The organism is Endozoicomonas sp. Mp262, from assembly GCF_025643335.1.
Classification (GTDB): domain Bacteria; phylum Pseudomonadota; class Gammaproteobacteria; order Pseudomonadales; family Endozoicomonadaceae; genus Endonucleibacter.
The window spans coordinates 21710-35678 of record NZ_CP092489.1; the positions used below are offsets into that span (position 1 = coordinate 21710).

The following is a 13969-nucleotide window of genomic DNA, read 5'->3' on the forward strand; positions in this document are numbered from 1 at the left end:
CCCGGATTAACCTTTAGCCGATTTATGCTGGGCCTTAGCAGATTGATCCACCAGGTTCACCTTATTCCTGGTTGTACTGGTATAAATAACCTTACCCCTGTTGGTCACCTGTACATAAATAGCATAAGTACGTTCAGGTTTTACCAGCTCAGGGGCATAAGAGATAGTAAACGGCACAGATCCCAGCACGGCATCTTTCAGCTTAATAGTTTCTACTCCAATAATTGCAGGGCGGCTATCAGCCAAACTGACATCCTGCAATCGCACTATAACTTGCGAGTCAGCTGGGAAACCGCCACTGGTAGATTCAACCCTCCCCTTGATGCTGCCAGTTTCCAGCCCATAGGTTAGCGTGTATTTTCCATCACGATCTTTTAACTCCAGCCTGTTCTTATTCATGGTCATCTGGTTAATTTTTTCAAAAGTCGCCAGATAATCCTTTTCCTCCTGCATTATAGGAGTAGGACAAGCCATCATTGTTGATCCCATAGGCGTAAAAGCAAGGCTTTTACCATCCAGCTTATAACCACCGAAATACCTGTTACAGGGTCCCTGACCACTAATCCGGCCCTGGTCAGGACTTACGGTTTTGAACTCCATTGTGACACGGGTCGAATCCACTGGCACCATGCCATTCATAGCGGTTAAAACCCAGGTTTTATCTTTAACCGCCTCAGGCTTGACCACATGCTGGCTGGTACCACATCCAACCATTAAAGATCCTGCTGTGGCTACGATTGCGGCCTGAACCAATAGTCTTTTCATTTTTCTCTCTCCAACAGCCTTACAACAATGATAACAATGCAAACAACAAACGACACTTGTAAAAACAAGCAGATCAGCGAACTGTTCCTGTCACATACCCTATAGCAAACAGCAACAGTCCCTAAGATGGTATTAAGCGGAGATACTTTTTCAAATTGAATTCTGGTGGTAAATTAAACACTGCTTTCCGGTATATCATCCGGCAAACCGACAGGAGCTACTATGACCGGAATCACATCCCCTGGAAAAACCATTCTTGAAAAAGGGTATAGCCTTGCTGAAGAGATCGCCAACGGCATTACCCACGGCCTGGGTGCACTACTTAGCGTAGCTGGCCTGACGCTGCTGGTGACCTATGCAGCCGGACAAAATGATGTCTGGCGCATTGTCAGTTTCAGCGTCTACGGTAGCACCCTGATTATACTCTTCCTAGCCTCTACCCTTTATCACAGCTTTCAGCATAGTCCCACCAAACGAGTATTCAAGTTACTTGATCACTGCGCTATCTATCTTTTGATTGCTGGCACCTATACCCCCTTTCTGCTGGTTTCCATACGAGGCACCACCGGCTGGATTCTTTTTGCCGTTATTTGGCTACTGGCGCTGCTGGGTATTACCTTCAAGTTAATGTTCAGGCATCGCTTTAAAAAACTATCCGTGGCTACCTATATTCTGATGGGCTGGCTGGTTGTCGTTGCCAGCAAAGAGCTGGCTGCCAGCCTGTCCACAGGCGGCATGACCTGGGTGGTTGCAGGAGGGTTAACCTATACCCTGGGTATTATTTTCTATATCTGGAAAAAGCTGCCCTTTAATCATGCTATCTGGCACCTGTTTGTTCTTGGCGGCAGTATCTGCCACTTCTTTGCCATTTATCTTTATGTGCTGCCTAAAGAACTCTAGTGGGTAGAGAATTGCAGGAGACGCCATTCCCTGTTTCACACCCGGCCAGATTCTGTTGACATAAAAAAACGGGAACCCTGAAAACAGGCTCCCGTTTTTTATATCAGTCAACGTAGTTTATTATTACTGATTATGACTGGTGTCTAGGCCTTCTGGAAGAAGAATGCGGACGACGATCCCTGCCACCACCATCACGACCGCCAGGACGGCCACGTCTGCGATCACCACGGCCACGGAAGCCATCATCCTGCCACGGGCGCAACCCCAGGCCCTGATTACGGATCTTCACCCCTTTCAGGCTGGTCAGCGTTGACTCATCCAGCCCTTCCGGCAGGTAAACAGAAGAACAGGTATCAAACAGGCGGATGTGACCAATATTGCTACCAGGAATTCCTCCTTCATTAGCAATGGCACCCACCAAATCCCGGGGGCTAATGCCCTGATCACGGCCAAGGTCAACCCGATAACGCACCATCCCTTCAGTGGAGCGCTCACGCCTCTCACGACCTTCCCGACGCTCACCCTCAAAACTACGGCGATCACGATCCCTGCGCTCACGACGCTGTCTGGGTTCAGGCTCTCTGGCATCCGGGAAAGGACGCTCTTTCTGAGCCATAAAGCACAATGATGCTGCGAGATCTTCAAGCTCCAGCCCCTGCTCCTGCATCAGGGAGGTAATCACTTCACGGAACTGGGTCAGTTTCTCGGAATCTTCCAGATTATTGACCACATCTTCCTTGAACTGCTTGATACGAATATCACGCACATCGCTCATGGAAGGCAGGGTCATGGCCTCAATACGCTGGCGAGTGGCCCTTTCAATAGCCCGCAGCATCCGTCTTTCACGATGGGCTGCAAACAGGATGGCAATACCCTGGCGTCCAGCGCGGCCAGTGCGGCCAATTCGGTGAACATAGGCTTCAGTGTCATAAGGAATGTCATAATTCACCACATGACTGATACGCTCTACATCCAGGCCTCGGGCAGCAACATCAGTAGCAATTAGAATATCCAGGGACCCACGCTTAAGGCGCTCAACCACCTTTTCACGAAGCCCCTGACTCATGTCACCATTCAGGGCGGCCGCAGCAAAGCCTCGCGCTTCCAGCTTTTCTGCCAGCTCAACGGTTGCCGTCTTGGTGCGCACAAAAATAATCATGCCATCAAAAGGTTCAACCTCAAGGATTCGAGTCAGGGCATCAAGCTTGTGCACACCACTAACCATCCAGACCTTCTGGGTAATCGTATCAACGGTAGCGGTCTTGGCCTTAATCTCCACATAGGCAGGATCATTCAGGTATTTGTCTGCAATTTTCCGAATAACCGGTGGCATGGTTGCCGAGAACAGCGCAACCTGACGGGATTCCGGGGTGCGCTCCATGATCCATTCAATATCATCTACGAAGCCCATACGAAGCATTTCATCAGCTTCATCGAGGACCACAGACTTGATCCCTTCCAGCTTCAGGCTACCACGGCGAATATGATCCATGATTCGACCCGGAGTACCAACCACCACATGCGCTCCGCGGTTGAGCCCACGCAGCTGCCCCCGCATATCCTGTCCACCGTAAACAGGCAACACATGAAACCCGGGCATATGACGCGCATAACGCTGAAAGGCTTCAGCCACCTGGATAGCCAATTCGCGGGTCGGTGCCAGAACAAGGATTTGTGGGTCTTTCTGCTTCAGATCAACACCAGAAAGAAGAGGCAAAGCAAAAGCGGCCGTTTTTCCAGTACCGGTTTGAGCCAGTCCCAGCAGATCACGCCCCTCTAGAATACGCGGGATACTTCTTGCCTGGATAGGAGAAGGGGTTTCATAGCCAACATCCTGCACAGCCTGAATAACCGCTGGCGCCAGGGGAAGTTCTCCGAAAGAAGTGACGGTTTCTGAATCGGACATTAAATCAAGTACTCCGTTAGGAAGCTATTCATGTTCAGCGAGACTGGAACAGGCTTAATGGAATATTTCTGCTTCGGATGCAGTCATAGAACTGATCCGCTGTTTGGCACAATCATAGACACCTGTGTGCTCTCGCATACCACCCCCTACAGCTATACGGGGGATTTTTCAGGTATAACCGAGGCCCGTTCAGATTAACCGACCACTTCACCTGAATGTCCATGACTGCGTTGTGACTGCGTTAGAAAGTCTTGAGGGAACCCAAGACCCAATGCTGTGAAAGTACAGTAAAACGAAGTACCAGGACTATCGCTGAGTAAAAAGCGGGGCATTCTAGCGCTATTTTCAACCAGTAGATACTGTTTTCATCCGTGAACAGACAGGTGTTTACGACTATTTCAGCAACATCTTGCGAGACAATCACACCGGACTCTGCTCACAGACCTAGGGGGCGTTCTCAATTAGACATGTGACCAGCCAGCCGTGATGAGCGCCATGCCGCGTTGCTCACTGCTTATGTGGAACAACCACACTGCGCAGTTCGCGCCTAGCCTGGCGCTCATCACGGCTGGCTGGTCACATGTCTAATTGAGAACGCCCCCTAGGGTTTTGTTAACTTAAACACAAAAGAAGAAAATAGCACTATTTTATTGCTTAGCCCGGATGCTCAAGCAAACTGTGACGGATTCTTACCTTCAATATTGGCGTAGAACGTCTGGATTTTTTTTAGGTCTTCCTCAAAATTCCCCGTTGGGGTAAACATGGGCCCAAACCCACCCACTTTCTTTTTGAAATCAAGAAAACCCAAGGCTATAGGCACCCCAGCTCCATGGGCCACATGATAAAACCCACTTTTCCATTTTCTCACTTTACTGCGAGTGCCCTCGGGAGGAATTGCAACAACCAGCTCCGTACATTGATTATATTTATCCACAATCTGCTGAACCAGTCCATTGGCCTTCGCCCGATCCACGGGAACGCCACCCAGCCACTTCATAATGCCGCCAAAAGGCCCCGTAAATAATGTATTTTTTCCCATCCAGAACACTTTTATCCGGAAGCAAAATGCCATGGCAATGATCAGAACAAAATCCCAGTTGCTGGTATGGGGTGCTGCAATGAGTACATATTTACGCACATCAGGGATCTTGCCTTCCATCTTCCAGCCCGTAAGCCTCAAGCCAATCCGGGAGATCAGGCGAAAAAAACTGTTGACCAGCGGTGTATCAAAAATCGTATGACGCATTATTTAATTAAAGTTACTAGTAATCCGTAGCCTGTAATTATACATACTTTTTCCTTAAGCTCTGAAAACAATCACAACAACAGAAGCATTAGCACCAAAAAATACCCGAATTCACTGCAACTGATATTTAATGAAGTGCCCGGCCACAGCCTTGCAGCGTTTTACCATCCAGATAAATAGTGACCGTTGTATCAAAAACCTCCCCACTCATACTGTCACGACACTCTTTCCCCTCAATGCGGACACTCATGGCATGTTCCCCGTCATTCATCTTATAGGTTGAAGTGCGCCGGGACTGATCAACATCGGGATCAGGCGTCTTAAATAGCAACCGGGTAGTGCCATAGTCACCCACATAAACCAGGTTACCTCCCAGACTTAGCTCCAGGTACCAACCAGGCTCATTGCCAACAGCCCGGTAGTCAGCCCCCCTTAACTTCGCCTCTGCCCACACAGCCCTGGCTCGATTATTCTGGCAGTGACGAGGAGACTCTTCCTTAGCTTCCAGGGTGCCACTTTCCTCTTTTAGCCAAAACGTGTAATCGTCATTTGAAAAACGCGAGCCGCTCTCAGCTTTTTGGGGTTCCAGTCGCACTGGCCCTTCCGGTAAAAAAAGCCAGGCCTGATTCATCTGCACATGTGCCGGGTACTCATATCCTCCTGTACATTCCATAAATAGCACCCGCCCCCTCACTGACTCCCCGGAAAAGAGGCCATCATCATGGGGAGCATCTTCCTTTTGTACAGAGAATGAGCTACAGCCCACCAGCGCCATAATCCACAAAATACTCAATAACAACCGATAAGCACCACTCATCTTGATACTCTCATTTTCCTCCAGGCAACAAACTATATACGGAGTTGTCCCTAAATCAAAAGACCTTTAGCACATAGTCTAAAAATACACGGGTATCAGACATCCCCTTATAGAGCCACTTATTATCATTTTTCAGCTGACTGATTTCCTTATCCATCTTATTCCAGGCATACAATATGGTGAGTTGCAGTCCGTCCAGCTCCGGCTGTTGAAATGCATACTTTAATTCAATATTGTGCTCAGACTCTTCATACTTATCGGGAAAGATTCTGTTATCCGATGCCTCTATGTCACGCCCTTCTGTATAGGTATACCCCAGGGACAATCCTGGAACCTGATCCTTATCAAATGAATACCGAACCCCCAGCTGCCATACTTTTTCCCCGTTATGATCAAAGCCTGACAGCTGTCTTTTGGTCCAATAATCAAAATCATCAAAATCATTTCCGGCATCATAAGCCAGGTGCCCGTCAAAAAAACCCAGCCCGCCTTTTTTTTCAGCCTTAACCTGCGTGAATGAAGCCAGTATTGCCAAACCATCCATGGTTAACTTCGTATTCACGTTATACAAATGAGCGTCTTTATCAAAGCCACCATATGTGACAGCTCCACCCCACCATTTATCACCATTTTCCCGGCCTTGATAAAAATGGCCGTCCAGGAGTAATGTGCTGGTTTCAGACAAATCAAATGTATAGTCAATCCGGGCAAAATATAATTGCAGGTAAGACTCACTCGCTGCGTAAGCAAGATGTCCTCCCAACCCCAAGTCACTTTTATAACCACCGCCCACAGTGTAAATGGAATTGATGACTTCATGCTTACCATAACGTCCACCTTTACCCGGCTGCTGGCTGGTAAAATTTTCCATTTTGTCCCAGTTATACAAGGAAACTTTATCCGCCCACGCCCCATATAAGTGAACGTTACTGATTTGAGCCTCAGCTAAAACACCTTGAAAACTCGTTGGAGTCAGGCGGTGATAGGTTTGCAGCAGCGGCTTTTCAATAGGTATCCAGCCTCCCACGAGACGCATATCCCACCTTTCATCAGCCAGGTAGGCATTAATATTTGCCAGACCCAGTTTCCCATAGCTTTCCTGCTTAGCCAGGTAGCGCTGGTGTTCAGCATCATAATGAGGCGCATCCTCCTTAAGGATTGTTGTCCCATACCGGTCATTCTCGCCATTCAACTTAAGCCCACCATAAAGGGAAAAATCAAAGCCCACCCCCATAGACTCACTGCCCCATGTGGCCGATTCAAAGTTAATAGCCATGCCTTGCCCCCAGGCCTTCTGCCTGTCATGGGTTTTTACAACCCTCTGGGGCATTTCATCATATTGCGGCGTGTAATCTTTAAGCTGCCGGTATTGATAATAATTACGCAGGCTTATTGATAAATGATGGTCTTCCCTTTCAAAAGGGCCATTCATTGCTGCCTGTACCTGGAAATAAAGTGTCAAACCCGCCAAAAGGACAATGGCTCTCGAGAGATAATAAAAAGCGTACTTCATCTTTCACACTCGCATGCCCAGAAATACCCGGCTAATTGACGTTTATATAATTCGGGGGGTTATTCAAAGCTATTTGTCATAAACTGTTATTCAGTAAAACACTGATCTCCATTTTTTCAATAGCGCTCCCGGCAAAAAAATACGGGGATACTTATGGGTTCCACTTAGCTAAAATTCGACGGTTCTAACATAAAAATAGAGTGGTACCCATATGAGCAACCGCACATTACAAATGACCGAATCACTGTATGACTACATCCTGGAAACAGGCATTAGAGAATCCAGACTCTTGCAGCAATTAAGGGAAAAGACCCACCAGCGCCCTGATGCAGTCATGCAAATTGCACCGGAACAGGGGCAATTAATGAATTTACTGGTCAAGCTGACAAATGCCAAAAAAATTATAGAAATAGGGGTATTTACCGGATACAGCTCATTAGCCATGGCTACCGCCCTGCCCTCAGAAGGTTATATCCTTGCCTGTGATATCAATGAAGAAACCACCACCATCGCACGCAACTTCTGGAAGCAGGCTGAAGTGGCTGACAAAATAAACCTTCAACTAGGCCCGGCTCTTGAGACATTAAAACAGGCCCTGGCAGATAATCAGCAGGAAAGCTTTGACCTTGCCTTTATTGATGCCGATAAAACACCCTATGACCAATACTACGAATACAGCCTAAAGCTACTTCGGCAAGGCGGTCTGATAATCCTTGATAACACCTTACAAAGTGGCAGGGTTGCAGATAGCAAGTACCATGATGAAGATACTGAAGCATTGAAACAGTTGAACCTGAAAATAAAACACGATGAACGGGTGGATATGGTTCTATTACCCATTGCAGATGGCATTACTTTGGTACGGAAACGTTGACATCCTCCCCCACCTAATTTCGGTGGGGGATTCCCGTTAGTCACCTAACAGGCTTTCTGTTTCACGATTCGCTGCTCAAGGAACAAGCTTGGTTATCGCGTAAACGTTCCACAGTGGGAACTTTTACGGTGACGAGCCAACCTATGTTCCCCAAGTCTCACACGAACTCCGCAGACTCACCCCCCCAGCTGGGCTAAATTATAAGTGCCTCCCGTCACGCCCTCCTCCAGAAAGTGACCATCCTTTTTCAAGGCCAGCGACTGTTTAATTCGTACAACCAGCGCCTCTTGCTGGCTATCACTCTGCAATAAATCTCTCAGATCAATACCTGACTCGGAAAAAAGACAGAGCTGCAATTTACCCATAGAGGATACACGCAGTCTGTTGCAGTCATTACAGAAATCCCTGGCATAGGGCATAATCAGACCAATACGCCCCTGGTAGTCACTATGACAGTACTCCTGGGCCGGGCCGGCATCCCTTGGGCGGGCAACACGAATCCAGCCAAGTTCAAGTAGCTTTTTCCTGATAAGCCCACCTGAAATGTGGTGTTTATTAAAGAATGAGTGATTATCCCCCGTTTCCATCAACTCAATAAAACGAATGGTCACAGGCCGCCCCCTGACCCACTCCAGAAAAGCCGTCAATTCACTATCGTTTAAGCCCTTTAACAATACGGCATTCACTTTGATGGACGTCAAACCGTGCGCAAAGGCCTTATTAATACCCGCCATAATTTCTTGCAATCGATTATGACCGGTAATTAACCGGAACGATTCCGGGTTGAGGCTATCCACGCTTAGATTAATGGCATCAATACCCGCATCCAGCCAGGATATAACCCGCTGGTCCATTTTATAACCATTGGTTGTCATGGCCACTTTGCGGATACCCGGTATCCCCTTGATCACTGAAACAATAGTGTTGAAATCAGCTCTCAAGGTGGGTTCCCCCCCAGTGATCCTTACTTTTTCCACCCCCAGTCGGGAAAAAGCTGAAATAAGCCGTCTTATTTCATCAAGCCTCAGAGAATCCCTATGACTATGGCTGGTACAGCCATCAGGTAAACAGTAGTTACAGCGAAAGTTACATAAATCCGTAACCGACAGTCGCAGGTACGGAAACTTTCGCCCCAAATGATCTTGTAACGGTTGCATAGAACACCTTTCCAAATGCGGGAGGCTATCAGGTTTCCCTGACAACCCGGTGGCATTGGTACTGTATTGTTGTGAAGACTGTCGAAGTGCATTAACCCCATCCATTGGTACTTCATCAAACTCAGCACCCAGGACAAACAAAGGAGGTATGCTCTTTAACACTTAACCGCACTAGTACCTGCCACGGCTTTTGGCTCATGCCGGTTTTCCCCGGTTTAGCAGCCAAAGCTCGGCGCTCGCGTAATATCAGAAAATTAAAAAAGGCTATCGTAGCGGCATGCTGCGCTAAATACCATGAGGCTATATACCAATAACCCTTACTTATCCATAGAAAATTACGGGATCAGTGGTAGAATTCCGGGTTTTCAGTTCCAGTCACTACCATCATGCCCACACCTCCCGTCATAGGTTTTGCTGCATATAGCGGTACCGGAAAAACAACATTACTTGAAAAAGTGATTCCGGTTCTTTCCAAAAAAGGCTTGAACATCGGATTAATTAAAGCCTCCCATCACAGAATTGACCTGGATAAGCCGGGCAAGGATAGCTATCGCCTCCGTCAGGCCGGTGCCAGCCAGCTACTTCTTAGCACCCCGGATCACTCCATTTGCTTTACCCGGCAAAAGTCTGCGGAAAAGGAACCTGAGCTGGAGGAACAGCTCCGGCTCATGAATCATGATGAGATTGATTTAATCATCGTAGAAGGTTTCAGGGATGCCGCCATCCCAAAAATTGAGTTGCACCGGCAAGCGGTGGACAAACCTTTTCTCTTTAAAAGTGACACCAATATTATCGCCATTGCCACTGACCAGCTTGTCAGTGAGGCTCCAGCCAAACTCATTCAGCTTGATATCAACATGCCTGAAGCCGTGGCCGATTTTATCATCCATTTCATCCGGGACTAAACAAGGCAAAGCCATTATGAAAGACTGCTGTTCTACCCCTGGGCTGCTTCCTATAGAGCAAGCGCTTGAGATACTGAAAAACCAGATACAGCCTATTGCCGAAACCACTCGAGTATCCCTGGAGCAAAGCCTGGGTCGAATTCTGGCAGCGGACATCATTGCTCCATTCAACATCCCTCCTCACAACAATTCAGCAATGGACGGCTATGCCCTGAAACTCAGTGATACAGAAACAAAAAACCTGTTACCTCTGGCAGGAAAAGCTTTTGCGGGTCACCCTTTCAAGGGCACATTGCCAGAGGGGCACTGTATCAGAATCATGACCGGAGCCTGTATTCCCCAAGGGGCGGATACCGTGATCATGCAGGAGCATACCGAACAAAAAGAAACCGGCATTCTTTTCAATAGGCTCCCACAAAAAGCAGGAAACAACATCCGCAAGGCAGGAGAGGATATCAGTGAGGGCACCCGGGTTTTTACCAAAGGACATAAAATCAAGGCTCAGGATATCGGGTTACTGGCCTCACTGGGAATAGCCCACCTTTGCGTCTACAGAGCTGTCAGAGTGGCCCTGTTTTCTACCGGTGACGAACTTAAGGCACCGGGAGAAATACTACGCCCCGGCGATATATACGACAGCAACCGTTTTGCAGTTAAAGCCATGCTGCAAAAATTAGGCGTGGAAATTATTGATCTTGGCTGTATTCCGGATGATCCCAAAAAAATCAGGGAAACCTTTCTATCTGCTAATGAACAGGCTGATGCCGTGATCTCATCCGGTGGTGTTTCAGTGGGAGAAGCGGATTACACGAAAGACATTCTTAATGAACTGGGTAAGACCACCTTCTGGAAGCTGGCCATCAAACCGGGTAAACCCTTTGCCTTTGGCCAACTGCCTGATAGCTACTTCTTCGGATTACCCGGTAATCCCGTATCAGCCCTGGTTACTTTCCAGCAGTTAGCGGCACCCGCCCTGAGATACATGATGAACTGCCATCAACATTCCCCTCTGGAATTCAGTGCAACCTGCACTTCACCACTAAAGAAAGCACCTGGTCGTAAAGAGTTTCAACGAGGCACCCTCACCATTGACCACAACGGTTACGTAAAAGTCGAAACCACAGGTGGACAGGGTTCGGGAATCCTCCGTTCCATGAGTATGGCAGACTGTTATATCGTTCTCCCAAAAGATCAGGGAGGGGTTGAAGCCGGCGAGCCTGTCAACGTACAACTGTTCGACGAACTTTTACTCTGAATTCAAGTCGCACCCCTAACACTGGTTTTCTTTCTAACCAGGGCTAAGGGTGTGCCTTTTTGCTGGTAACAGTCCTGCTCTCAATACGCGAATACAGTTTCTGTTTACGGAAGCATAAGCCAGTTATTTCAGAAATATTACGCGCTGTAATATTTCTGTCACAAAAGGCCGATATGTTCGCCAACATTCATAGTAACAGCACCAAGGTGCAATCGATGTCACAAATGACTGCATCCTCCAGTTCAGCTACCAGCTTCAAGAAAATGACCACCCGTCATTATGGCCGAATCTGGTTAAGGGTAATCCTCTGGATTTATGCCCTTTTAGTAGCCGTAAGCGTGGTTGGCTCCGGCTTCAAGCTAGCCGCTGGCGGAGGAGACGCTGCTGCCGAGTTATTCAGCTTTGCCAATAACGCCGTTATGGGCCTGATTGCGGGCACACTGGCCACTGCACTGGTTCAATCATCCAGTACCGTCACTTCCGTTATCGTGGGTCTTGTGGCTGGCGGATTACCGGTGCAAATGGCCATTCCCATGATTATGGGTGCCAACATTGGTACCACTATTACTAATACACTGGTAAGTCTCGGTCATATCGGCTGCGACAAAGAGTTCAAACGGGCATTTTCCGCATCTACAGTACATGACTTCTTTAACTATCTCGCAGTATTACTGATTCTACCTCTTGAGATGACAACAGGGTTCCTGTCCAAGGCATCATCCCACCTGGCAGAAATGTTGGTTGGTGGTCATAGCGTATCCATGACCAGCCTTAATTTTGTCAAACCCCTAACCTCTCCGGCAGTAGACATCATCCAGGGTTTTGCAAAACTGCTCCCTAATACCACACTGGGTGGTGTTGCCATGATTACCATGGGTATTTTCCTGATCTTTGCCTCTGTGGTTCGACTGGGTAAGCTATTGAAAAAAGTTATGGTTGGCCGTGCCAGGGATGTACTGCATAAATCCATTGGCCGTGGTCCTCTCAGCGGTATTGCATCCGGTGCGGTGATGACTATTATGGTGCAATCTTCCTCTACCACAACCAGTCTGATGGTTCCTATGGTGGGTAGCGGTATCTTCTCTGTACGACAGATGTATCCCTTTACCCTGGGTGCCAATATTGGAACCACCATTACCGCATTACTGGCAGCAACGGCTATTACAGGCCCCGCTGCACTGCCGGCACTGACCATTGCATTTGTACACTTCTTCTTTAATGTACTGGCGGTGGTAGTCATTTATGGCATCAAATGGTTACGTGAGATCCCACTAATGGCTGCTGAAAAGCTGGCCGATATGGCAAGTAAGAAACGCATTTATGCATTTGCCTATCTTGCTCTGGCCTTTTTTATTTTGCCAGGACTGGTTATCCTGTTTACCCGGTAAGATAAATCCTATTAAAAAACCCGGCATTTGCCGGGTTTTTTATTTGAACCAGTGATTACCCCATGCCATTAAACGCCCTCACCAACAACCGGAACTCCCTGCTTATAATGGCAATCTTCATGCTGATGCCCATTCTTTGCAGCTCAATGGTGATCAGCCTGCTTATTGAAAAAGAACACTTTTTCCAGTCGCTATCCGGCAATCAATGGCTCCCTATTTGCCTGATATCCAGTATCACCATGACTCTGGCAATCACTCCAACCACCCTGATCGCCATTGCCTGTGGCTATTTTATCGGCTGGGCAGCCATACCCTATGTGCTACCTGCCTACCTTATCGCTTCAGCTATGGGCTATGGCCTTGGGCGTGTGCTGGATGGCGGCAGAATAATGAAAAGCCTTAAGCAATATCCCAAAGCGAATGCCTTCTCTCAAAGTTTGTGCCGTAGCCAGTGGCAATTAATGGTTATGGCCCGACTTTCTCCCGTACTGCCCTTCTCTTTTGTTAATTTGCTATTACCTTCTTTGAATATTCGCTTCTCAGTCTTCTTATTCGCCGGCTTTATCGGTATGCTTCCCCGGACGCTATTTTCCATCTGGCTGGGATTGCAGGCCCGGGATCTGTTACAGCTACTGCAAACACCAAACCAGGACTGGGGAACCCTTTCTGTCCCTGCTATATTAGCGATTATTTCAACCGCAGGTATAATACACCTGATTCAAAAATCAATAAGCAAAGCAGTAATGGGTATAACAGGCAATTCAGGATAAAATCCAATTCTCAAGCAAAAGGCAGGAAGAATTATAATGAAAACGCTGGAACACTGGTTGAAGGAATACGGAGAGAGCCATCAACATCCCACCAATAAATTAATTCATTGGGTCTGTATTCCACTAATTACTTTTTCGGTACTGGGATTGCTATGGAGTTTACACTGGGGGCTAACGGCAGCTGTCATAGTTATGGCATTACTGTTTTATATTCGCCTTTCCATCAAACTGGCTATGACCATGCTAACCTTGGCAGCACTAATGCTAGCGACTATCAGCGCACTTCAACCAATAATACTGCCGGTATCCCTGGGAATCTTTATTATTGCCTGGATTTTCCAGTTTATTGGCCATCACATTGAAGGTAAGAAACCCTCTTTTTTCAAGGACCTACAGTTTTTATTTATTGGCCCACTGTGGCTATTGGCATTTTTATTCAGGCAATTTCGGATGCGCTATTAACAAGGCTTACA

General features: G+C 47.5%; 13 protein-coding genes and 1 riboswitch. Of the genes, 7 read left to right on the top strand and 6 right to left on the bottom strand.

From position 1 onward, the window contains the following. Positions 1-6: 6 nt before the first annotated feature. Positions 7-765, bottom strand: coding sequence for an META domain-containing protein (locus MJ595_RS00105; protein ID WP_263080489.1), 759 nt, complete (start codon positions 763-765; stop codon positions 7-9). A gap of 222 nt (positions 766-987) precedes the next feature. On the opposite strand from MJ595_RS00105, the gene MJ595_RS00110 reads away from it, so the two are divergent. Then, positions 988-1665 (top strand): hemolysin III family protein, encoded by a 678-nt coding sequence (locus tag MJ595_RS00110; RefSeq protein WP_263080490.1) that lies wholly within the window; start codon positions 988-990, stop codon positions 1663-1665. Between the two features lie 130 nt (positions 1666-1795). On the opposite strand, the gene MJ595_RS00115 is transcribed toward MJ595_RS00110, so the two are convergent. From MJ595_RS00115 to MJ595_RS00130, 4 genes are all read right to left on the bottom strand, one after another. After that, the gene (locus MJ595_RS00115) at positions 1796-3571 is read right to left on the bottom strand and encodes a DEAD/DEAH box helicase (RefSeq protein WP_263080491.1); all 1776 of its coding nucleotides are present in this window, start codon (positions 3569-3571) and stop codon (positions 1796-1798) included. Between the two features lie 667 nt (positions 3572-4238). Further along, entirely contained in the window at positions 4239-4817 is a 579-nt protein-coding gene (locus tag MJ595_RS00120; RefSeq protein WP_263080492.1) for a lysophospholipid acyltransferase family protein, read from the bottom strand. Between the two features lie 127 nt (positions 4818-4944). After that, positions 4945-5634: an MliC family protein gene (locus tag MJ595_RS00125; protein ID WP_263080493.1), complete on the bottom strand. Its 690-nt coding sequence runs from the start codon at positions 5632-5634 to the stop codon at positions 4945-4947. Between the two features lie 55 nt (positions 5635-5689). After that, entirely contained in the window at positions 5690-7147 is a 1458-nt protein-coding gene (locus MJ595_RS00130; protein WP_263080494.1) for an OprD family porin, read from the bottom strand. Between the two features lie 232 nt (positions 7148-7379). Between MJ595_RS00130 and MJ595_RS00135 the strand changes: the two genes are divergently transcribed. After that, positions 7380-8021: a class I SAM-dependent methyltransferase gene (locus MJ595_RS00135; protein WP_263080495.1), complete on the top strand. Its 642-nt coding sequence runs from the start codon at positions 7380-7382 to the stop codon at positions 8019-8021. Positions 8022-8197: 176 nt separating this feature from the next. On the opposite strand, the gene moaA is transcribed toward MJ595_RS00135, so the two are convergent. After that, complete coding sequence (moaA, locus tag MJ595_RS00140; protein ID WP_263080496.1) at positions 8198-9178, bottom strand: GTP 3',8-cyclase MoaA; 981 nt, start codon at positions 9176-9178, stop codon at positions 8198-8200. Further along, positions 9167-9425: riboswitch (molybdenum cofactor riboswitch) on the bottom strand. It overlaps the preceding gene by 12 nt. Before the next feature lie 139 nt (positions 9426-9564). Between moaA and mobB the strand changes: the two genes are divergently transcribed. From mobB to MJ595_RS00165, 5 genes are all read left to right on the top strand, one after another. Next, complete coding sequence (mobB, locus tag MJ595_RS00145; protein ID WP_263080497.1) at positions 9565-10083, top strand: molybdopterin-guanine dinucleotide biosynthesis protein B; 519 nt, start codon at positions 9565-9567, stop codon at positions 10081-10083. 16 nt (positions 10084-10099) lie between these two features. Next, the gene (gene moeA / locus MJ595_RS00150) at positions 10100-11338 is read left to right on the top strand and encodes a molybdopterin molybdotransferase MoeA (protein ID WP_263080498.1); all 1239 of its coding nucleotides are present in this window, start codon (positions 10100-10102) and stop codon (positions 11336-11338) included. Positions 11339-11553: 215 nt separating this feature from the next. Continuing rightward, entirely contained in the window at positions 11554-12726 is a 1173-nt protein-coding gene (locus MJ595_RS00155; protein WP_263080499.1) for a Na/Pi symporter, read from the top strand. Positions 12727-12833: 107 nt separating this feature from the next. Next, a complete protein-coding gene (locus MJ595_RS00160; protein WP_263080500.1) occupies positions 12834-13496 on the top strand; it encodes a VTT domain-containing protein in 663 nt (220 codons plus the stop codon). 36 nt (positions 13497-13532) lie between these two features. After that, complete coding sequence (locus MJ595_RS00165) at positions 13533-13958, top strand: DUF962 domain-containing protein (protein WP_263080501.1); 426 nt, start codon at positions 13533-13535, stop codon at positions 13956-13958. The last annotated feature ends 11 nt before the right edge of the window (positions 13959-13969 follow it).